Raw genomic sequence first — 18,511 nt, forward strand, 5'->3', positions numbered from 1 at the left:
CGATTAGCGCTTCGAGAACTGCGTTGCGCGGCGGGCCTTGTGCAGACCGACCTTCTTACGCTCGACTTCGCGGGCGTCGCGGGTCATGAAACCGGCCTTGCGCAGCGGCGACTTCAGCGCTTCGTCGTATTCGACGAGGGCGCGGGAGATACCGAGGCGAATGGCGCCGGCCTGGCCCGTGATGCCGCCACCGGCGACCGTCACCATGATGTCGAACTTGTCGACGTTCTCGGTGAGTTCGAGCGGCTGGCGCACGATCATGCGCGAGGTCTCGCGACCGAAGAACTGATCAAGCGGCTTGCCGTTGACCACGATGCCACCGGTGCCCTTGCGGAGGAACACGCGGGCGGCGGAGGTCTTGCGGCGGCCGGTACCGTAATTCTGCTGGGTAGCCATGTGAATTCCTTAGATTTCCAACGCCTGGGGCATCTGCGCGGTGTGCGGGTGCTCGGCACCGCCGTACACCTTGAGCTTGCGGTACATGGCACGACCCAGCGGGTTCTTCGGCAGCATGCCCTTGACGGCGATCTCGATCACGCGCTCCGGATGGGTAGCGAGCAGATCCTTGAGACTCGTGGTCTTCAGGTTGCCGACGTAGCCGGTGAAGCGGTGGTACATCTTGTCGTCCAGCTTGGCACCGGTCACGGCCACCTTCTCGGCGTTGATCACGACGATGTAGTCGCCGGTGTCGACGTGCGGGGTGAACTCGGGCTTGTGCTTGCCGCGGAGGCGACGCGCGACCTCGGTCGAGAGACGACCCAGGGTCTTGTTCGTGGCATCAACCACGAACCAATCGCGCTTGACGCTTTCCGGCTTGGCGGTGAACGTTTTCATTTCTAATACCTGGTTTGCCGCCGAATGAGGCGGAACACGGAATCGGTGAAAGCAAAGGCGCGAGAGAATAGCGGACTTTTCCCTCATCGCGCAAGCCCACCGTGCAGGTGAGCTTCGGGCCGACAATCATAATTGATCACGGGGCCCGTTCACAAGCGGTCCCGGTTCCTGAGCGGCTACCGCGACAAGCGGCCGCAGCGTCTTCATCTGGATTCGGGAGTCGCCCATTATAACCTGCGTGGTATCCGTACGTAAGGAGTCCTTCATGACCGTTCGCACCCTGAGCCCCCTCGACCGCCTCCTCAGCGGCCTGGAACGCGCCATGGAGGCCGTCGCCGGCTCGCCCGAGGCCACTCGCCGCTCGCCGGGCGACGCCGTCCCGGATGCGCCCATGGACGACGCCGAACGGCGGCACGCGGCGGGCCTGATGCGGATCAACCATGTCGGCGAGGTCTGCGCGCAGGCGCTTTACGTCGGCCAGGCCGCCCTCGCCCGCACCGACGACACACGCGAGCACCTCATGCACGCCGCCCAGGAAGAAACCGACCACCTTGCCTGGTGCGCCGAGCGGCTCAAGCAGCTCGACAGCCGCCCCAGTCTGCTCAACCCGCTGTGGTACGCCGGCAGTTATGCCATCGGCGTCGCCGCGGCGGCGGTGGGCGATCCGATCAGTCTCGGCTTCGTCGTAGAGACCGAACGCCAGGTGGAGGCGCACCTGGCCGAGCATCTGGAGCGTTTGCCCGTGCAGGACGAGCGCAGCCGCGCCATCCTGCGCCAGATGCAGGCCGACGAGATCCGCCATGCCAATGCGGCCGAGGCACGCGGCGGCATCGACCTGCCGTGGCCTCTCCCGCGACTCATGCACGCGGCATCGACGGTGATGAAAGCGGTGGCGTACCGGATCTGACGACAGCGGCGGAATCAGCCCGCGCGCTCGCTCGCGATGCCATCGAGTTCGGCGATCGCGCCGTCCGGAAGCCGCAGCGACGCCGCGGCCAGGTTCTCGCGAAGATGCCCCAGCGAGGACGTGCCCGGAATGAGCAGGATGTTGGGAGAACGATGCAGCAGCCACGCCAACGCCACCTGCATGGGTGTGGCATCGAGACGCTGCGCGACCTGCGACAGCGCCGAGGATTGCAACGGACTGAAGCCACCGAGCGGGAAGAACGGCACGTAAGCCGTGCCTTCGCGCGCGAGATCGTCGATGAGTGCGTCATCTTCCCGATGCGCCAGGTTGTACTGGTTCTGCACGCCCACGATCGTCGTGATCCTGCGGCCCTCGGCGATCTGCGTCGCGGTGACGTTGCTCAGCCCGATATGACGGATCAGTCCCTGCCGCTGCAGTTCGGCCAGGGTTGAAAGCGGCGCCTCGATCGAACCCTCCGCGGGCCCGTGCACATCGAACATGGCACGCAGATTGACTACGTCGAGCACGTCCTTGCCCAGGTTTCGCAGGTTGTCGTGCACGGCGCGCGTCAGGTCGTCGGCGGAGAACGCCGGGTGCCACTCGCCTTTGGAACCACGCACCGCGCCGACCTTGGTCACGATGACGAGGCCCTCACGATACGGGTGCAGGGCCTCGCGGATCAGCTGATTGGTCACGTGCGGACCGTAGAAGTCGCTGGTATCGATGTGATCGACACCGCTTTCCACGGCCTCGCGGAGAACGGCAAGGGCCGCGCCGCGGTCGTTCGGCGGACCGAAGACGCCTTTGCCGGCGAGCTGCATGGCACCGTATCCGAGCCGCTTCACGGTGTGGCTGCCGAGGTTGAACGTACCGGATGCATGGATCTGGGACATGAGGATTCTCCGTGGAGGATGCGGGGTGAAAACGCATCCTAGGCGCTGGGCGATGCCACGATAACCGTGCACAATCGGCACAGGTCGTGCGCCTTTCCGCACAATGTCCCGGGAGAATCGTCATGGTCGACCTTGCGGACCTGAGCGCCTTCGTCGCCGTGGCGCGCGCCCGCGGCTTCCGCGAGGCTGCCCGCCTGAGCGGCGGCAGTGCGTCCGCCCTGAGCGAGGCCGTCCGCCGCCTGGAAAGCCAGCTTGGCGTGAGGTTGCTCAACCGCACGACACGCAGCGTCGTGCCCACCGAAGTCGGTGAGGGCCTGCTCCTGCGACTCGGGCCCGCACTGACCGAGGTCGATGCCGCGATCGACGTAGTGAACGGATTCCGCGACCGCCCGGCAGGCACGCTACGCCTGAACGTACCGGTGAGCGCAGCCCGACTGGTCCTGCCGTCCATCGTGCCGGCGTTTCTCGCCGCCTATCCCGACATCCGGCTGGACATCATCACGGAAGAGAGCTTCGTCGACGTGCTCGCCGCCGGCTGCGATGCGGGCATCCGTTACGACGAGCGCCTGGAACAGGACATGATCGCGGTGCCGATCGGACCGCGCGTCCAACGCTTCGCCGCGGCGGCCTCGCCCGCCTATCTCGACCGCCGTGGGCGCCCCGACCATCCGCGCGACCTCCTCGATCATGCCTGCCTGCGCGGTCGCTTTCCGAGCGGCAGCACACCACCGTGGGAGTTCGAACGCGACGGGGAAGACGTCGCCGTCGACCCGACGGGGCCGATGATCGTTCGGATCGGCGGCGGCATCGACCTGACCGTGGATGTCGCTGTGGGTGGAACAGGCATCGTTTACCTGTTCGAAGACTGGCTGCGCCCTTACTTCGAACGGGGCGTTCTCGAGCCGGTACTCGAGCCATGGTGGCCGAGCTTTCCAGGTCCATTCCTCTACTACCCGGGGAGACGCCTCGTGCCGGCGCCGTTGCGCGCCTTCATCGAGTTCATCAAGGCCAACCCGGCGACCTGAGCACCGCAAGAAAAACCCCGCTTTCGCGGGGTTCGTCGTCACATCAGGTTGCGGCCGTGGAACAGTTCCTCGATCTCGCGGCGGAGCAGCGACTCGATGCGCTGACGCTCCTTGAACGAGAGGTCGTCGGCCTGGGCCTCGAAGAGATAGGTATCGAGGTCGAAGTCCTTGATGTGCATCTTCGTGTGGAAGATGTTTTCCTGGTACACGTTCACGTCGAACATCTCGTACTTCTGACGGATGTGCTTGGCCAGGTAATCCTGCACCGAATTGATCTTGTGATCGATGAAGTGCTTCTTGCCCTTCACGTCGCGCGTGAAACCGCGAACGCGGTAGTCGGCGATGACGATGTCCGACTCGAAGCTGTCGATCAGGTAGTTCAGCGCCTTCAGCGGCGAGATGACGCCGCAGGTGGCGACATCGATATCGGCACGGAACGTGGCGATGCCGTTGTGCGGATGCGTTTCCGGATAGGTATGGACGGTGATGTGGCTCTTGTCCATGTGCGCCACGACGGCGCCCGAAATCGTGTCGCGCCCGAGCTTCTCGACCACCGGCTCCTCGGAAATGAGGATGGTGACCGACGCGCCCTGCGGATCGTAATCCTGGCGCGCGATGTTCAGGATGTTCGCACCGATGATCTCGGCGACGTCGGTCAGGATCTGGGTCAGGCGATCGGCGTCGTACTGCTCATCGATGTACTCGATGTAGTTCTGACGCTGCTGCTCCGAGACGGCGTAGCAGATATCGTAGATGTTGAAGCTCAGCGCCTTGGTGAGGTTGTTGAAACCTTGCAGGCGAAGGCGGGGAAGCGGTTTGACCACAGCGACTCTCCGAGGCCGGGGGATGAACGGCCAGCAGTAGACGCGGGTTAGCAGCTAGGGTCCCCGCAAAGAAGAAAGAGAACAGGCAAACCCGAAGTCTGCCTTCCCCTTATGAACGGCGTAAGACAAGGGGTCCGACGCCGAGGGGGTGAAATTATGAGGCAAGATGGCGAAAATTTGAACACGCCGGCCACCTTTCACGTAATAATCCGCCGGGGACATGGCGAGTCAACGACACCTGACGGAATTCCGTCGGCCAGTCGGTGAAGGGGACGCCATGCCAGTGAGACTCAACGGAATCTGCTGTGGCTCAACTTAAATATCTGTTGCAACAGGCATTCGAACGGTCCCAGGCACCACTGGGCTTCGCGCCCGACCCGGCCTCGATGGGCCGTTTCCTGGATGCCTGCCACCGCCGTCGCTATCCGGGGAAAACGGCGATCATCCGACCGGGTGATCCTGCCAACACGCTCTATTACGTGGTCGAGGGCTCGCTCGCCGTCTGCACCGAGGACGAGGAAGGCCGCGAGCTGATCCTCGCCTACATCAACCGCGGCCAGTTCATTGGCGAGATGGGGTTGTTCGTCGAGCAGGCCCAGCGCGAATCGCTCGTACGCACCCGTACGCCCGTGGAAATGGCCGAGATCAGCTACGAGCGCCTGTTCCAGCTGCTGGAGGGCCCGCTCTCGGCCGAATGCCCCAAGCTACTGTTCGCGATCGGCTCCCAGCTGACCCAGCGTCTGCTGCGCACGTCCCGTCAGGTCAGCCGCATGGCCTTCATGGATGTGACCAACCGCGTCTCGCGCACCCTCCTGGATCTGTGCCAGGAGCCCGACGCGATGACTCACCCGGATGGCACGCAGATCCGTATCTCTCGGCAGGAAGTCAGCCGGATCGTCGGCTGCTCGCGGGAAATGGTCGGCCGCGTGCTCAAGCAGCTCGAGGAAGAGCGCATGATCGACGTGGCCGGCAAGACGATCGTGGTACGCGGTACTCGCTGAGTTCTCAGGGCGCCTCGTAGATCATGTAGACATCCGCCCGCTCGTAATGTGAGCCAGGGCGGATGGCTGGCTGGCGCACGAAGCCAGCCCGCTCGTACATGCCGACCGCCCGGGCCAGCTTGCTGTTCGACTCGAGGAACAGATGCGACCCGCCGCGTCGATGGTATTCGCCGATCGCCGCATCGAGCAGCTTGCGGCCGGCTCCCAGCCCGCGGTAGTTCTCGTCCACGCCCATCTTGGACAGCTCGTACACCCCCTCGCCTTCGCACAGGAGAGCGCAGGTACCGATCACCTCGCCGGCGTACAACGCAAAGAAGATCGCTCCACCGCGCGCGAGCACCATGCCCTCGGGGTCCGCGAAGAGGCTCGTGTCCACGTCCTCGACGCGGAAATACCGCTCCAGCCACGCCTGGTTGAGGCGACGAAAATGCTCGCGCAGCGCCGGCTCGAACGGCACCACCTCGACCTGCTCCGCCGAGAGCGCGGCGCGCTGGGTCAGGATCGCCTCGACCAGGGGACGCTCCGCCAAGGCCTGCTCGCAGCCATCGATGGCGTCCAGAAGAGCGAGGCCACGCGGCCCCATCGACTCCGCCATACCCCGACGAATCGCCAACCAGACCGGACCGAGCGCACCGAGGGCACGCTCACCCGCATCGGTCAGGGCGAGCACGCTACGGCGGCCGTCCTGGGGATCGCGCTGGCGTACCACCATCCCCGCCTCGACCAGCCGGTCGGCAAGCTGGCTCACGGCGGAATGGGTCTGCCCGATGGCGCTCGCCATGTCGGTGACCGTGGTCGGGCCGACGTCACGGAGAAAGCGCAGGACCGGAAACCAGCGCGACTCGATATCCGCCCCGCAGGCCCGGTAGACCTCGTCCACGGCCTGGTAGAAGTAGTCGCTCAGCGCCTTGAGGCGACTGCCGAGGGCGAGCTCGCGCAGGGAAGACAGGTACATCGTTGATCCGGGAACGGGGACGGATAACGAGGCTAGCGGCGGCAGGATGCCCTGCGCAAGCGGCGAAGCGGCACTAGTACCAGTAAAGCACTTCGAGCTTGTCGCCGAGAGCGCGCATGGCCTTCTTGCCAACCTTCGGGCTGGGATTGATCAGCTTCGCCTCGTCGGCGGCGCGCAACATCGGCAGGTCCGACAGCGAATCGCTGTAAGCGATGGCCCAGGGCCGCGGCACCCCCGCGCGGTCGAGCGTCGAGACCTTCACGCCATCCACGTTGTGCCGGGTGAAGTGGACGCCGAACAGGCCACCCCGCGTCTGCGAGGCGATCAGCTCGTACCCGGTCAGGTTCACCTCGTCGAGGATGGCCTCGACCATGGTCAGGTCGTTGCCACTGATGACGATCACCCGGTCGCCGGCGTCCACGTGTCGGCGCAGGGCCGCCACCGCGTCGCGCAGGAAGACCCCGGGCCGCCGTGCGTAAGTGCGCGCATAGGCGGCAACCTGCTGTCGATACGTCGCTTCGCGGCGGCCGAAGGTCACCACACGAAGGAAGACGCGCCCGAGCAAGCGGTTTCCGGCCACCGTGCCGATCAGCAGCGGAATGAACGGCCATAGCGGCAGCGCCAGCAGCAGGCGCCAGCGACCGAGGCCGGAAAGACGCTCGCGAAAGAACAGCTCCAGCGTCTGGTGACGGACGATGACACCGTCGAAATCGAACAAGACGACGCGTCGTGCGTCAGCGGCGGTGTCATCGACGACCGCCGTTTCAATCCCCTGGTTCATTCGGCTTCTAGTGTTTGTGCGACGGGCTGGGCGGTGACGTACCGAACAGCTTCTGCAGTTCGGCACCGGGATCGGCGGCGCGCATGAACGCTTCGCCGACGAGGAACGTATGGATGCCCGCGGCACGCAGTTTGCGTACGTCTTCGAGCGTGTGGATGCCGGACTCGGCAACGATGGCGGTCTCCGGACCGACCCGGTCTTTCAGCGTGAGCGACGTTCCCAGCGATGTCTCGAACGTGCGCAGGTTGCGGTTGTTCACGCCGATCAGCGGCGCTGGAAGATCCAGGGCAACCTCGAGCTCGTCTTCGTTGTGCACTTCCACCAGCACGTCGAGATCGAGCTCCGCGGCCAGCATGGAGAGTTCCAGCAGCGCGGCGTCGTCATAGATGACGTCATCGCCCTGCTTGCTGGCGAAGGCCGCCACGATCAGCAGGATGCAGTCCGCCCCGATGACGCGGGACTCGTACACCTGGTATTCGTCGACGATGAAATCCTTGCGCAGGATCGGCAGCGAGCAGGCTTCGCGCGCTTCGCGCAGGAAGTCTTCGTGACCCTGGAAGAAATCGGCATCGGTCAGCACGGACAGGCAGGTCGCGCCACCCTTTTCGTAGCTGCGGGCGATCTCGGCGGGATTGAAGTCGGCGCGGATCAGTCCCTTGCTCGGGCTTGCCTTCTTGATCTCCGCGATCACCGCAGGCTGGTCGGCGTGCAGCCTGGCATCGATCTCGGCGACGAAGCCGCGGGTGGGCTTCAGGTCCGCCACGAGAGCGGCAAGGTCGTCCAGCGACCGCTTGCGCTTGCGCTCGGCAACTTCTTCCGCCTTGCGGTGGAGAATGCGATGGAGAATGTCGGGCATCGAAGCGCTTCCTTGGGTAAGGACGGGGTGGGGAACCCCGACGATATCAGGCGCCGAGCCGCTGCGTCGCGGCCACGAACGTGTCCATTTTTGCACGAGCGGCACCGCTTGCGATGATCGACCGTGCCAGATCGATACCCGCCCGAATGGAGGGCGCCACATCGGCCGTGTATAGCGCCGCCCCGGCGTTCAGGCAGACGATGTCGTGCGGAACGCCCGGGACGCCGGAAATCGCATCCAGCAGCATGGCTTTCGATTCGTCCGCGTTGTCCACGCGGAGGTTGCGGCTGGAGGCCATGGGCAGGCCGAAATCCTCTGGCTCCACCTCGTATTCGCGCACCACGCCGTCGCGCAGTTCGCCCACCAGCGTGGCCGCACCCAGCGAGATCTCGTCCATGTTGTCGCGCCCCCAGACCACCAGCGCGTGCTTCGCTCCCAGGGCCTGCAGGGCGCGCACCTGGATACCGACGAGGTCGGGATGGAACACGCCCATGAGGATATTCGGCGCACCTGCCGGATTGGTCAGCGGGCCGAGGATGTTGAAAAGCGTGCGCACGCCCATTTCCTTGCGCACCGGCGCGACGACCTTCATCGCCGGGTGATGGTTGGGTGCAAACATGAAGCCGATGTCGGTCTCGTCCATGCAAACGGCCACCTGGGCCGGCAGCAGGTCGATGCGTGCACCGAGTGCCTCGAGCACATCGGCGCTGCCCGACTTCGACGACACGCTGCGCCCACCGTGCTTGGCCACGCGAGCGCCCGCCGCCGCGGCAACGAACATCGACGCCGTGGAGATGTTGAACGACGACGCGCCGTCGCCGCCGGTGCCGACGATATCGACGAAATGAGGGTGCGGACCGACCTCGACCTTGGCCGACAGGTCGCGCATGACACGCGCGGCACCGGTGATCTCGCCGACGGTTTCCTTCTTCACCCGCAGGCCGGTGAGGATCGCCGCCGTCATCAGCGGGCTCACGTCGCCACGCATGATCTGGTGCATCAGCTCGATCATCTCGTCGTGGAATATCTCGCGGTGCTCGATCGTGCGCTGCAGCGCCTCGGAGGGAGTCATCGGCATGGAACGGGGATCCTTTCTTACGCGGCGAGCGGCAACGGCATGCCGAGGAAGTTACGCAGCAGGTCGTGACCGTGCTGGGTCAGGATCGATTCCGGGTGGAACTGCACCCCTTCGATATCCAGCGTGCGATGGCGCAGGCCCATGATCTCGTCGAGCGAGCCGTCTTCGCGCTCCGTCCAGGCGGTGACCTCGAGGCAATCGGGTACGGAATCCTTCTCGACCACCAGCGAGTGGTAACGGGTGGCCTCGAAGGGATTCGGCAGGCCGGCGAAGACGCCCTGCCCGCGATGCTTCACCGGCGAGGTCTTGCCGTGCATGATCTCGCGCGCCCGGATCACCTTGCCGCCGAACACCTGGCCGATGGCCTGGTGCCCGAGGCAGACGCCGAAGATCGGCAGCTCGCCGGCCATCTCGCGAAGGATGTCGACCGACACGCCCGAATCGTCTGGCGTGCCGGGCCCCGGCGAAATCATGATGCGCGAGGGCGCCATGGCGCGGATGTCCGCGACGGTGAGGGCGTCGTTACGCACCACCTTGACCTCCTGACCCAGCTCGCCCAGGTACTGGACGAGGTTGAAGGTAAAGCTGTCGTAGTTGTCGATCATCAAGAGCATAAACGGCCTAAGCTGTTGATTTTGAGGAAGGTCTTAGACCATTCTCGCTAAATACCCCTAAATGTACCCCCATTCACTTCCGACTGGGGACGCACAGGCTGTAGCGATTCGACCATTGTAGCGGCAGGCCGGCATCTACCGAGATCCGCGCGATGTCAAGCGTGCTGCGCAAGAACCTGCTGCCGATATAGACCCATCCCCTAAGTCCGCCACGGAGCGCACGATGACCAATCCCCCCCATCCCCCTTCCCTCGACCATCGAAGACGTCGCTGAACTCGGTTCGCGCATTGGCGCGCTTGGCTCCCTCGGTACCGGCTTTGCCGCTGCGCTACACGTGGGAACAATCGATCACCACGCCGTCGCCATCCTGCTCGACGGTTAAGCCAGCAGCCTAGTCGCACTGCAGAAGAAGATCGCTGCAGACCTGGGCGACCACGTAGACGCGGCGGCCGACGTCGACACAAGCGTGCGTGGCCAACGCGTTGCTGGCTGGCGCGTGCCGGTTCAACAGACCGAGTGCGCTGATAGCAATGCAACGAGGAAGGCGGCTGCAGCAGCGTAAGCCAGTGAGCGCGATCGAGGATCGCCTCCTGCACGTATACCCGCCACAATGTGTGGCCGCGTGGGAACGAGGTAATTTTGGCAATTCGGGTAGCGACGAAGCCAGATTTTTTAATATATACAGATACTTATAAGGTTTTTTCAACAGTAATTTATTGGTAACCCGAGGGTGGTTCGATTACACTAGGGGGAGGTAATTTTTCGCCGTGTAGGTGACTGATTTAACTGCATGTTTTCAGATGGGTAGTTTAGATCACCGCGACATTGCCATTTCCCGAAATGGGTACGCCCGTTGGGGCGCAAGGCCTTCGGGACCCCGTGGGGGTATTGGTTACCTTCATTACCTTTTCCCGACCCCAAGCGGCCAGCGGCCGCTCCGTGTCCAGCTAGGCCTACAAGGGAAGGTTCAAGCGCCCACCGCCGGCGAGCTCACAAGGGCGCCGCCTAGACCCGAGCTGCTGCTACTCAGCGAGCGAGAAATGGACCAGAATGGGACACGTAACAACCGAGCCCACCGGGACCACGATGGCAAAGCACATCGAGAAGATCGCGCGCGCTGCAGAGTCGCTTTTCAAAGGGAAGGCGGCGAGCGGCGACCTTGCGCGTGCCATCGGCGCTATTGCGAAGCGAAGCGCGGACCACGAGAGGGAAATGGATCGCGTTAAGGGAGATATGGCACGTGGCGCACGAGCAGGAAAAGGTCGATTCCGTATTTGATTTTCTTTACGTAGACCGGGCTAGGCTCGGCTCTCTGCTGGCCCAGTTAAGCGACGACGGCGTTGTCACTACAGCCAAGCGAACATCCTCCCATAGCGGAACAAACAACGGCAAAGTCATGATCACCGCCGCGGTTGTGACGGCCGATGGCAGCGTCACCGACACCGCAAGCGAAGGCTTAGAGCGATCCTTCGATGCGAGCTGGCTGTTGCCGATCAATGCTCTGACCGTTCTACAAGAATCGGGAATGCTTCATGAGGGCCTCGTAGCCCCGCTGGGAAGTCTGGTGCACGTCAAGGGCCGCATCAGCATCCGCGATCTAGAGCTGACGAGGCGTTTATGGGAACCTCTGACAAAAGCGATGATCAGCAGTTTCCCGCCGAACCAGCAGAAGGAACAGCGGGGACAGATCGATGTTGCCGGAAAGATCATCAATCAAATGCCGCCGTCTACGCACCTCTTCATGGATACCGACCAAGGTGACGAGGTCTGGGGCCTACTAGTTGAAAACGATCCTATATTCAGCACGCACGCATTGGGCCTGAAGTTTGGTTCCACAGTTCAAGGCGAATGGCACGTAATCGCTATCATGGACGCTCAGCCCGACGACGATGATCAACCGCAGGTCGGAGCTTCCGGCTTGCTGTCGATGCTTGCTCCGGTGATCGATGAATTTCGCAACCTGATGGGTCGTCCGAAGACAGCTTATGGAATCACGCCCCTCGCTGTTTTCCGGCCTTGCAGAGCTATCGAGCTCGATGACGTCTGAAGGATGATCCCGGAATGAAAGCCCTGAGCAAACTTGTGGGCGACCTTACTTCGAGTAAAAGTCTTCAAAGCGCGCTTTATAAGGCGCTCGCCATTGCGGAACGACTCGGTGATCCTGAGTTGAGGGCGTGAGTCGAGGCTGAAATTTCCGGATACCCCGACGCTGTCTCTCCGGCTTATCGACGCGCCCCTCAAGCCGTCATTGGGAACCGTTACGAACGGACACTGTGTCCACAACTATCATCTCATCACGTTGACGCAGTTGCACGCGCACGTCAAAATCTGAGGCCCCAGCTCTGTGTCAGTTCGCGTTATAGCCTCGATCTAGTTTCGACGGCTTGGCGACAACCATTGGTGGTGACCCCGCTCGCGATATTCCAGCTCGTCAACTCGGCGAAAAGCTCGGCGGATCGCCAGCGCGATGGTCGCGACCTGCCCCCAGGCATCCCCCTAAAAGCGCTTCGCCAACATGGCTATTTCCCTTGCTGCCTTCGCTTCGACGGTATTGTCGCCGCTACGCCAGTAGGGAACTCCGTCCAGATAAGAGAGATCGCGTTGAGGCGGGATTGAAATGACCAGCAACCCGTACCCGAAGTAGCTGCTGTAGTCCATGCTCGAAAGGACCGACGCCTTCAGTTCGTCCGAAAGGCTGGAGTCCTTGATCCAGTTGCGCCACTTCGCGTAATAGTCCTCGATACTGATACCGAGCGCCTTTGCCTCACGGTCAACACCCACAATCCAGCGACGACCAACCTTCTTCGGCTCAATGGCAAACATTTCCTTGATACGTTGGGCATCAGCGTCCTTGTCAGTGACACCGACGATAATTTTTCCGGAACACCCTGCGCCGTTGTTCGCAATGGCGCATATAGTCTTTAGGACCTTCTCTCTAACGCCGTCATCAATTCGCCGCTTACCGTCTAGCAGCAGAATGCCCTGCTTGAGCTCGAAGTTGGGAAGCTCGACTTCGGAACGACGTATCGAAGCATCAATATCCGTCGTGCTGTGGCTCGCGTAGATCTCTTTATGCACAGTCGCGTCCGCAACGTAGTACTGAGACACAATGCCCTTTACGACATCTATATTCTTTCGCCGCTCCACGGGATTGGTGGAGCGACGCGTCGTGATGATATGGTTATCGAGATCCGTCAATGCCTTCTTAATTGCGGCGTAGTCGGTAGCACGCTGAGTGCCCTGGACGACTACCTCATGCATCGCAATCATTACCGTGGTAAATACGTTCGGGAACGGATTCGTCGTGTTCTTTGTAAAAAGAATCGAACGCAATTTGTCTTTCTTGCCGCCTCCAGCGCAAATGCGTAACACCTCGTCCACGCAGTACTTAAATTCTTCTTCGAACTTCGTTGCGCCATATACGTCGACGGCGTCAAGCACGCGGTCGCCCTCGACGCTATCGCTGAAAATTAAGTCGAGCGCGTCCTTTGACCTCTCAATTATTGTCCCTCCAACGATGCAAGCTGCAATGTCGGCTATGCACTGCTCATCCATGCTATCGCGCAGGTCCGTCGACCGAAGGACACCCTCTACGACCCAGAACACTTCGTCTGCCTGGACCTCGTAGCCGTGCTTCGACATCGGCAGGTCAATGCTGATCGACGGCATATCCTCAAGACCGAGCACGTCGGACGAAACGTCGCCCCGCACCGTGCACGCAATGCGTCGAACCATGTCTGAGAATTCGTTTCGCACGCCCGCCTGGCGTCGCTCCTGGTCGCTGAGGCGATGCCCGTAGGTATTAATCCGGCTAAATACGTCGTTGACCTCCGCCTCAGAGGCATTACGCATGATCGAGAGAGCAAACGTATAGTCTAGAAAGGTCGAGACATCCTTTTGGCTGAGCGCATTCCCCTCTTGTGGAATGAAACGCCCCTCGTCTGCGCGGCTCTGCGCGGACGGATAGTGCTTCAGGGCGAACACTTCATCCTCCAGGGTAGGAAATGCCGTCTCAATAAATGAAACAATCGCATGAAGTCTTTGCAGACCGTCAATTATTTCGTATGTTCCCGGCGACTCTTCCCTTTCAGCCACGATAATTGCCGGAATAGGAAACTTGTTTAATATGGATTCGATCAGCCGTTGTTTCTCGTCAAGCGTCCAAACCAGCTTTCGCTGGTAGCGACGATTGACGAACAACTTGTTGTCGCGAAACCACGCGTACAACGACTGGACCGATGTTGGCTGCGAGTTAAGTTCAAGCATCCCTGACGCCCTCCTGTGGAACGAGGAGCCTACCATGCCGACAAGACCGTAGAACGGCCGCCTGGGTGCATCAAAGTGCGTCAGCCATGCTCCATAGGTCATCTTGTTATAGCCCTTGGCGTGCCTGGCTTTGAGGTCATGCATCACCTGCATCAGGAACCGGGGGACAAGCGCGTAGGCGAGGTGGGGGGACGACCGCGCGCGCAGACGTCTGACAGGCGCCGAAGTGGTCGCTTTCTGACCACCCGCGCCACGCCTCGCAGGAGCGCGCGTGCGCGCGCCTGCCTCGCCCCACACCCACGCCGGCCGCAGGCAACACGCGAAAGGAACGCTGCTGGAGCAAGACCACGGTCGGCCACGTCGTGAACGTCATTGCGAGCGAAAATGGATTGACGCCGCGCGTGTCGCGGAAGCTCGCCGCGACCGAAGTCATGCAGATCGACCAGGCCAAGAGCGATATCGCCCTGTTAAAGCGGATCGGCAGGATGGGGGGTGCGGTCGCAACGGTGAAGGCGGGGAACCCGGTCGTCGGCCCCATCGACGGTGAGCGGGAAGGCGCTGGCGAAGATCCGCCTCGTTCGTGCGACCGGCGACCGCCATCGCTATCACCAGGCGAAGCGAGACGCGTACACGGGTGTGCGGGCCAAGTGGCACGACGTCGACGCGGCGACTGATTCAGGATCAAATCAAGGGGAACTCGACATAGGAGCTTCATATGAATCGGAAGGCACGCGCGAAATACCTAATCATCCTATGTGCCAGTGTTCTGACATATAGCCACATCGTCACGGCTCAGGATTCACCGCAAGTCGTCCTATCGAAGCCAGCGGATCCGGGTCTGGCGGAACGGGGCGTCATCACGCTGTCGATAACCAACCCGACCGACGATCGCGTTGCGATTGTCTCGTTTGAAACACCGTTTGCTACTGACGGTGATCGCCTGGCGAACGTCGAGTTCCAGGTGTCGGATTCGACCAACAAAGATCTCCCTTATCGAGGGCGCAACGTGTATTTCGGACCGCCCGATTCGTCATCATTTCTGATGCTCGAGCCGCACGAGACTGTGAGAAAGAACGTCGATATCGTAAAAGAGTATGGTATTGCGGAGGGTGGCGCCTACAAGATCACTTATGTCAAAAACATTCGGATATTACGCTCATCTAGCGTCCTTCGTGTCGCTTCAATAAAGCCTGGAGACGAAATTCCCCTAGAGGCGATTCGTAGTAATACATTGACTGTCTGGGTTAACGATGCACGGATCAAGGCGCAACGCGCTACGACTCACCAGCAAGCCGAAGTGGACGCCGCAGCCAGATCGACGTGCACCGCAAGTCAGACGTCTACGTTAAGCAATGATGTGTCGGCCAACAAACCTAACGGACGATCCCGTTGCGATCGTGTCGTTTGGAACACCGTTTGCCACTGGTGCTGGTCGCTTGGCGAACGTCGAGTTCCGGTGTCGGATTCCACTGACAAGGATCTCCCTTACCGGGGACGCAACGTGTATGTCGGGGCGCCCGATTTGTCATAGCCCGAACACTCACGACCACCACCTCCAGCTACCAGGCGCCGACTTCACCCAGCACGCTACGCAGGTGGTCGAGCGTCAGCGCGAGCGCATCGTGCGAGCCCTGCATCGCCGCACCTTCCGCCGCGCCACGGGCCGCCTCGACCACACGTTCGAACATGTCGTTCTCGAACGCCGCGACGGCGTCATCCCAGTCGAGCGTGCCGACCAGGCGAGCGGCCAGTTCCGCCGCATCGCGCATGGCGGTATTGACGCCTTCGCCGCCGAACGGCGACATCGCATGGGCGGCATCGCCCAATAGCGTCAGGCCGCGTCGATGCACCCAGCGGTGTCCCACCGGCAAGGCGAACAGCGGCCGGGCGACGAGACGGTCGTTGCCGGCGCGAATCAGCTCGAGCACGTCTTCACTCCACCCGGCGAACTCTGCGACCAGGGCATCGCGAAACGATGCCGGCGACGACATGTCGAAGCGCCGCTCCACCCAGTCCATCGGTACGCGGAAAATGGCGTACCCGCGAACATGGGAATTCGCGTTGCGCTGGGCGACGATGAGCCTGCCCTCGCCCACGATATCGACCTTCCCCGCTCCGACCAGCGTCGCCAATGCCGGATGCGACCGGTCGATGTCGTCGATACCGAATTCGATGAAGGTCAGGCCGATGTACTCCGGCCGATACGACGACAGCAGCGGACGCACGCGCGACCATGTGCCATCCGCGCCGACGACGAGGTCGTGATTGGCGACCGAGCCATCGTCGAAATGCAGGTCCCAGGTGAGATCGTCGCGTGGGCTTGCGCTCTCCACAGCGTGACCCCAGCGAACCGCATCGGCCGGTAGCGACCCAAGCAACATGTCACGCAAGGCGGTGCGATCGACCTCCGGCCGATCGCCATCGGTCGGGTCCGCGTCTTCGAACAGCACGCGTCCATCGCGATCGAGCACCCGGGTGCCTTGGTCTTCATACCGCGCGATGCGACGAAAGGCCTCGCCAAGTCGGGCTTGCGCCAGGGCGTACTGACCGGACTCGGCGTGAAGATCCAGCGTTCCACCCTGCGGGCGCTCGAGCGCGTGCCGCTCGCGCTCGTAGACGGTGGCGCGGATGCCATGCACGTGAAGGATCCGGGCCAGCGTCAGCCCACCAGGACCGGCGCCGACGATGGCGATGCGTGGAGGGGTGCTCATGATGGCCTCGATGGATTAACATAGGTGCCTATCCATTAAACATAGCCACCTATGAATCGTCAAGCCATCGATGCGTCCGGCGCACCCACTGGCGCGCTCGCCCTGGTCGGGCGGATAAGCCGCGGCTTCGCCCGACTGTATGAGCCGAAGTTACGCGAACAGGGGTTGTCCCTTGGCCAGGTGCCGGTTTTCGTCATGCTCAAGGGCGGCAAGGCGATGTCGCAGAGCGATCTCGCCCGGCTCGTTCGCGTGGAGCAACCGACCATGGCCCAACTGCTGGCCCGCATGGAACGCGACGGCAACATCGTACGCACGGCGGATCCGCAAGACGGTCGCAGCAAGCTTATCTCCCTCACCGCCGATGCGGAAAAACGCATGCCGGCGGCGAAGAAGATCCTGTTCTCTGGCGAGGCCGTCGCACTCGCCGGTTTCAGCGACGCGGAGAAGAACACCCTCGTCGCCCTGCTCGAGCGGCTCAGCGCCAATCTCGACAGGGCGGCGGAGGAAGGCTGATCGTCAGCCGATCGCCTTGAGCAGGTCCGCCGTCGTCGTCGTTTCGGCGATGCGCGGGAAGATCGTGTTGACGCTGTTGTCGTGGGCGCTGGCGACCATGTCGGTCATCGCGTCGGACACGATCACGACGTGATAACCGTGCTCGCTGGCGAAGCGCGCGGTGGACTCGACGCCGATGCTGGTCGCCACACCGACCAGCACCACCTGCTCGACGCCTTTCCCGCGCAGCCAGCTGTCGAGGTCGGTGCCGTGAAACGCACCCCATCGCTTCTTCTCGACGACGTGATCGGAGGGTGCCTGCTCGATCTCGGGCACGAATTCGAAGAACGATGGATCGGTCGGCATCGCGCGCGATCCGGCATCCGTGCGACCAGGCGCGGCGCCCGTGACATGGACGAGAACCACAGGGCGAGCCGAGGCACGGAAGGCGCGGGCGATCGCCGCGGAACGCGCGACGATATCCGCCGTGTCGTGCGCCGTCGGCAGCGCGACGATGCCCTTTTGCAGGTCGACGACGATCAGGGCGGCATTCGCATCGAGTTGGCTGAGCGGCATGGTGCAATCCTCAAGGATGATTCATTGGGTGTCGCGCGTGCTCGAATCGGCAAGGCGACGGATCACGGCGGCGGCCGTGAGAAGGTCACGCTGCTCGTCCGCGGTGAGTGTGGCAACGGCGCCGGCCAGCCACGTCTGCTTAGCCGCACGGACGCGCCGACGCGCTTCGACGCCGGCAACGGTCAAGGCGAAGAGGAACTGGCGGCCATCCGTCGGATGCGGCCTGCGCTCGAGCAAACCCTCATCTTCCATCACCGAAAGCGTCACGCCCATTGACTGCGGCTTGACCGACTCGGCACGCGCCATATCCGCGATCGACATCGGGCCGGCGGACTCGAGGCGCGCCAGCACGGCCATCTGCGACCAGCTCAATTCCTGATTGTTTGTCTCGGCCCTGAGCCGTCGAACAAGTTGGCCGCAGGCGGTCAGCAGATCCGCGGCAGCGATGTCGACGCCAGGGAAATCGGAAGGTGGCTTGGGCATGCCCATACGCTAAGGGCGCTTGCACCAACTTACAAGGCAAACTTGCAAGTTTGCCTTCGAAAGTTCCTGCGACTTCCTGTGGCGTCGCGATGCGGGAACTATGCATTGATCCATAGTTTGGCGGCGCCGCCACACTATGGATGAATTGGCGCGAAGTTTGGCGCCCCGGTGGCGACAAAGCCATCTATACTATTGATATCTATCACTAAATTGA

Annotated in this window: 19 protein-coding genes; 6 read left to right on the forward strand and 13 right to left on the reverse strand. The window is 62.3% G+C overall.

Features of this window, described 5'->3' with window-relative positions; all coding sequences use genetic code 11:
• Positions 1-3: 3 nt before the first annotated feature.
• Together rpsI and rplM are read right to left on the reverse strand one after the other, a co-directional pair.
• The gene (rpsI, locus tag VM621_RS05580) at positions 4-396 is read right to left on the reverse strand and encodes a 30S ribosomal protein S9 (protein WP_036138010.1); all 393 of its coding nucleotides are present in this window, start codon (positions 394-396) and stop codon (positions 4-6) included.
• A gap of 9 nt (positions 397-405) precedes the next feature.
• On the reverse strand, positions 406-834 hold the full coding sequence (gene rplM / locus VM621_RS05585; RefSeq protein WP_046966859.1) for a 50S ribosomal protein L13: 429 nt from the start codon (positions 832-834) through the stop codon (positions 406-408).
• Positions 835-1,099: 265 nt separating this feature from the next.
• Between rplM and coq7 the strand changes: the two genes are divergently transcribed.
• The gene (coq7, locus tag VM621_RS05590) at positions 1,100-1,741 is read left to right on the forward strand and encodes a 2-polyprenyl-3-methyl-6-methoxy-1,4-benzoquinone monooxygenase (RefSeq protein ID WP_325467986.1); all 642 of its coding nucleotides are present in this window, start codon (positions 1,100-1,102) and stop codon (positions 1,739-1,741) included.
• 14 nt (positions 1,742-1,755) lie between these two features.
• Here the strand turns inward: coq7 and VM621_RS05595 are convergent, their stop codons facing one another.
• A complete protein-coding gene (locus VM621_RS05595; protein WP_325467987.1) occupies positions 1,756-2,634 on the reverse strand; it encodes an aldo/keto reductase family oxidoreductase in 879 nt (292 codons plus the stop codon).
• Positions 2,635-2,774: 140 nt separating this feature from the next.
• On the opposite strand from VM621_RS05595, the gene VM621_RS05600 reads away from it, so the two are divergent.
• Positions 2,775-3,659, forward strand: a complete 885-nt coding sequence (locus VM621_RS05600) for a LysR family transcriptional regulator (protein ID WP_325468013.1) — start codon at positions 2,775-2,777, stop codon at positions 3,657-3,659.
• A 38-nt stretch (positions 3,660-3,697) separates the two neighbouring features.
• On the opposite strand, the gene speD is transcribed toward VM621_RS05600, so the two are convergent.
• Complete coding sequence (gene speD / locus VM621_RS05605; protein WP_036109987.1) at positions 3,698-4,483, reverse strand: adenosylmethionine decarboxylase; 786 nt, start codon at positions 4,481-4,483, stop codon at positions 3,698-3,700.
• A gap of 305 nt (positions 4,484-4,788) precedes the next feature.
• Here speD and crp point away from each other — a divergent pair, with 305 nt between their 5' ends.
• A complete protein-coding gene (gene crp, locus VM621_RS05610) occupies positions 4,789-5,484 on the forward strand; it encodes a cAMP-activated global transcriptional regulator CRP (protein WP_046966863.1) in 696 nt (231 codons plus the stop codon).
• A gap of 4 nt (positions 5,485-5,488) precedes the next feature.
• Here the strand turns inward: crp and VM621_RS05615 are convergent, their stop codons facing one another.
• From VM621_RS05615 to VM621_RS05635, 5 genes are all read right to left on the reverse strand, one after another.
• Positions 5,489-6,439 (reverse strand): bifunctional helix-turn-helix transcriptional regulator/GNAT family N-acetyltransferase, encoded by a 951-nt coding sequence (locus tag VM621_RS05615; protein ID WP_325467988.1) that lies wholly within the window; start codon positions 6,437-6,439, stop codon positions 5,489-5,491.
• Positions 6,440-6,512: 73 nt separating this feature from the next.
• On the reverse strand, positions 6,513-7,220 hold the full coding sequence (locus VM621_RS05620) for a haloacid dehalogenase-like hydrolase (protein WP_325467989.1): 708 nt from the start codon (positions 7,218-7,220) through the stop codon (positions 6,513-6,515).
• A 7-nt stretch (positions 7,221-7,227) separates the two neighbouring features.
• Positions 7,228-8,076 carry an indole-3-glycerol phosphate synthase TrpC gene (gene trpC, locus VM621_RS05625; protein ID WP_325467990.1) on the reverse strand — a complete coding sequence of 283 codons (849 nt, stop codon included), beginning with the start codon at positions 8,074-8,076 and terminating at the stop codon, positions 7,228-7,230.
• A gap of 46 nt (positions 8,077-8,122) precedes the next feature.
• Entirely contained in the window at positions 8,123-9,154 is a 1,032-nt protein-coding gene (gene trpD, locus VM621_RS05630) for an anthranilate phosphoribosyltransferase (protein ID WP_325467991.1), read from the reverse strand.
• A gap of 17 nt (positions 9,155-9,171) precedes the next feature.
• The gene (locus VM621_RS05635; protein WP_325467992.1) at positions 9,172-9,768 is read right to left on the reverse strand and encodes an aminodeoxychorismate/anthranilate synthase component II; all 597 of its coding nucleotides are present in this window, start codon (positions 9,766-9,768) and stop codon (positions 9,172-9,174) included.
• 1,241 nt (positions 9,769-11,009) lie between these two features.
• Between VM621_RS05635 and VM621_RS05640 the strand changes: the two genes are divergently transcribed.
• Positions 11,010-11,816, forward strand: coding sequence for a hypothetical protein (locus VM621_RS05640; RefSeq protein ID WP_325467993.1), 807 nt, complete (start codon positions 11,010-11,012; stop codon positions 11,814-11,816).
• A 449-nt stretch (positions 11,817-12,265) separates the two neighbouring features.
• On the opposite strand, the gene VM621_RS05645 is transcribed toward VM621_RS05640, so the two are convergent.
• Positions 12,266-14,179: a GmrSD restriction endonuclease domain-containing protein gene (locus VM621_RS05645; protein ID WP_325467994.1), complete on the reverse strand. Its 1,914-nt coding sequence runs from the start codon at positions 14,177-14,179 to the stop codon at positions 12,266-12,268.
• 571 nt (positions 14,180-14,750) lie between these two features.
• Here VM621_RS05645 and VM621_RS05650 point away from each other — a divergent pair.
• Positions 14,751-15,566 carry a hypothetical protein gene (locus tag VM621_RS05650; RefSeq protein ID WP_325467995.1) on the forward strand — a complete coding sequence of 272 codons (816 nt, stop codon included), beginning with the start codon at positions 14,751-14,753 and terminating at the stop codon, positions 15,564-15,566.
• Positions 15,567-15,594: 28 nt separating this feature from the next.
• Here the strand turns inward: VM621_RS05650 and VM621_RS05655 are convergent, their stop codons facing one another.
• Complete coding sequence (locus VM621_RS05655) at positions 15,595-16,746, reverse strand: NAD(P)/FAD-dependent oxidoreductase (protein ID WP_325467996.1); 1,152 nt, start codon at positions 16,744-16,746, stop codon at positions 15,595-15,597.
• Between the two features lie 51 nt (positions 16,747-16,797).
• On the opposite strand from VM621_RS05655, the gene VM621_RS05660 reads away from it, so the two are divergent.
• Positions 16,798-17,259, forward strand: coding sequence for a MarR family winged helix-turn-helix transcriptional regulator (locus VM621_RS05660; RefSeq protein ID WP_325467997.1), 462 nt, complete (start codon positions 16,798-16,800; stop codon positions 17,257-17,259).
• A 3-nt stretch (positions 17,260-17,262) separates the two neighbouring features.
• Here VM621_RS05660 and VM621_RS05665 read toward each other — a convergent pair whose 3' ends face one another.
• Both VM621_RS05665 and VM621_RS05670 read right to left on the reverse strand, forming a co-directional pair.
• Positions 17,263-17,814, reverse strand: coding sequence for an isochorismatase family protein (locus tag VM621_RS05665; protein ID WP_325467998.1), 552 nt, complete (start codon positions 17,812-17,814; stop codon positions 17,263-17,265).
• A gap of 21 nt (positions 17,815-17,835) precedes the next feature.
• Positions 17,836-18,297, reverse strand: coding sequence for a MarR family transcriptional regulator (locus VM621_RS05670; RefSeq protein WP_325467999.1), 462 nt, complete (start codon positions 18,295-18,297; stop codon positions 17,836-17,838).
• Between the last annotated feature and the right edge of the window lie 214 nt (positions 18,298-18,511).

Source organism: Luteibacter sp., assembly GCF_035539195.1.
GTDB lineage: Bacteria > Pseudomonadota > Gammaproteobacteria > Xanthomonadales > Rhodanobacteraceae > Luteibacter.

What these genes read in the sequence shown, in the direction of transcription:
- VM621_RS05645 (WP_325467994.1), bottom strand. Translation starts at nt 14,179, where the DNA reads ATGCATGACCTCAAAGCCAGGCACGCCAAGGGCTATAACAAGATGACC.
- trpD (WP_325467991.1), bottom strand. Translation starts at nt 9,154, where the DNA reads ATGCCGATGACTCCCTCCGAGGCGCTGCAGCGCACGATCGAGCACCGC.
- VM621_RS05670 (WP_325467999.1), bottom strand. Translation starts at nt 18,297, where the DNA reads ATGCCCAAGCCACCTTCCGATTTCCCTGGCGTCGACATCGCTGCCGCG.
- VM621_RS05655 (WP_325467996.1), bottom strand. Translation starts at nt 16,746, where the DNA reads ATGAGCACCCCTCCACGCATCGCCATCGTCGGCGCCGGTCCTGGTGGG.
- VM621_RS05595 (WP_325467987.1), bottom strand. Translation starts at nt 2,634, where the DNA reads ATGTCCCAGATCCATGCATCCGGTACGTTCAACCTCGGCAGCCACACC.
- coq7 (WP_325467986.1), top strand. Translation starts at nt 1,100, where the DNA reads ATGACCGTTCGCACCCTGAGCCCCCTCGACCGCCTCCTCAGCGGCCTG.
- VM621_RS05660 (WP_325467997.1), top strand. Translation starts at nt 16,798, where the DNA reads ATGAATCGTCAAGCCATCGATGCGTCCGGCGCACCCACTGGCGCGCTC.
- trpC (WP_325467990.1), bottom strand. Translation starts at nt 8,076, where the DNA reads ATGCCCGACATTCTCCATCGCATTCTCCACCGCAAGGCGGAAGAAGTT.
- VM621_RS05635 (WP_325467992.1), bottom strand. Translation starts at nt 9,768, where the DNA reads ATGCTCTTGATGATCGACAACTACGACAGCTTTACCTTCAACCTCGTC.
- VM621_RS05665 (WP_325467998.1), bottom strand. Translation starts at nt 17,814, where the DNA reads ATGCCGCTCAGCCAACTCGATGCGAATGCCGCCCTGATCGTCGTCGAC.
- VM621_RS05615 (WP_325467988.1), bottom strand. Translation starts at nt 6,439, where the DNA reads ATGTACCTGTCTTCCCTGCGCGAGCTCGCCCTCGGCAGTCGCCTCAAG.
- VM621_RS05620 (WP_325467989.1), bottom strand. Translation starts at nt 7,220, where the DNA reads ATGAACCAGGGGATTGAAACGGCGGTCGTCGATGACACCGCCGCTGAC.
- rpsI (WP_036138010.1), bottom strand. Translation starts at nt 396, where the DNA reads ATGGCTACCCAGCAGAATTACGGTACCGGCCGCCGCAAGACCTCCGCC.
- VM621_RS05650 (WP_325467995.1), top strand. Translation starts at nt 14,751, where the DNA reads ATGAATCGGAAGGCACGCGCGAAATACCTAATCATCCTATGTGCCAGT.
- rplM (WP_046966859.1), bottom strand. Translation starts at nt 834, where the DNA reads ATGAAAACGTTCACCGCCAAGCCGGAAAGCGTCAAGCGCGATTGGTTC.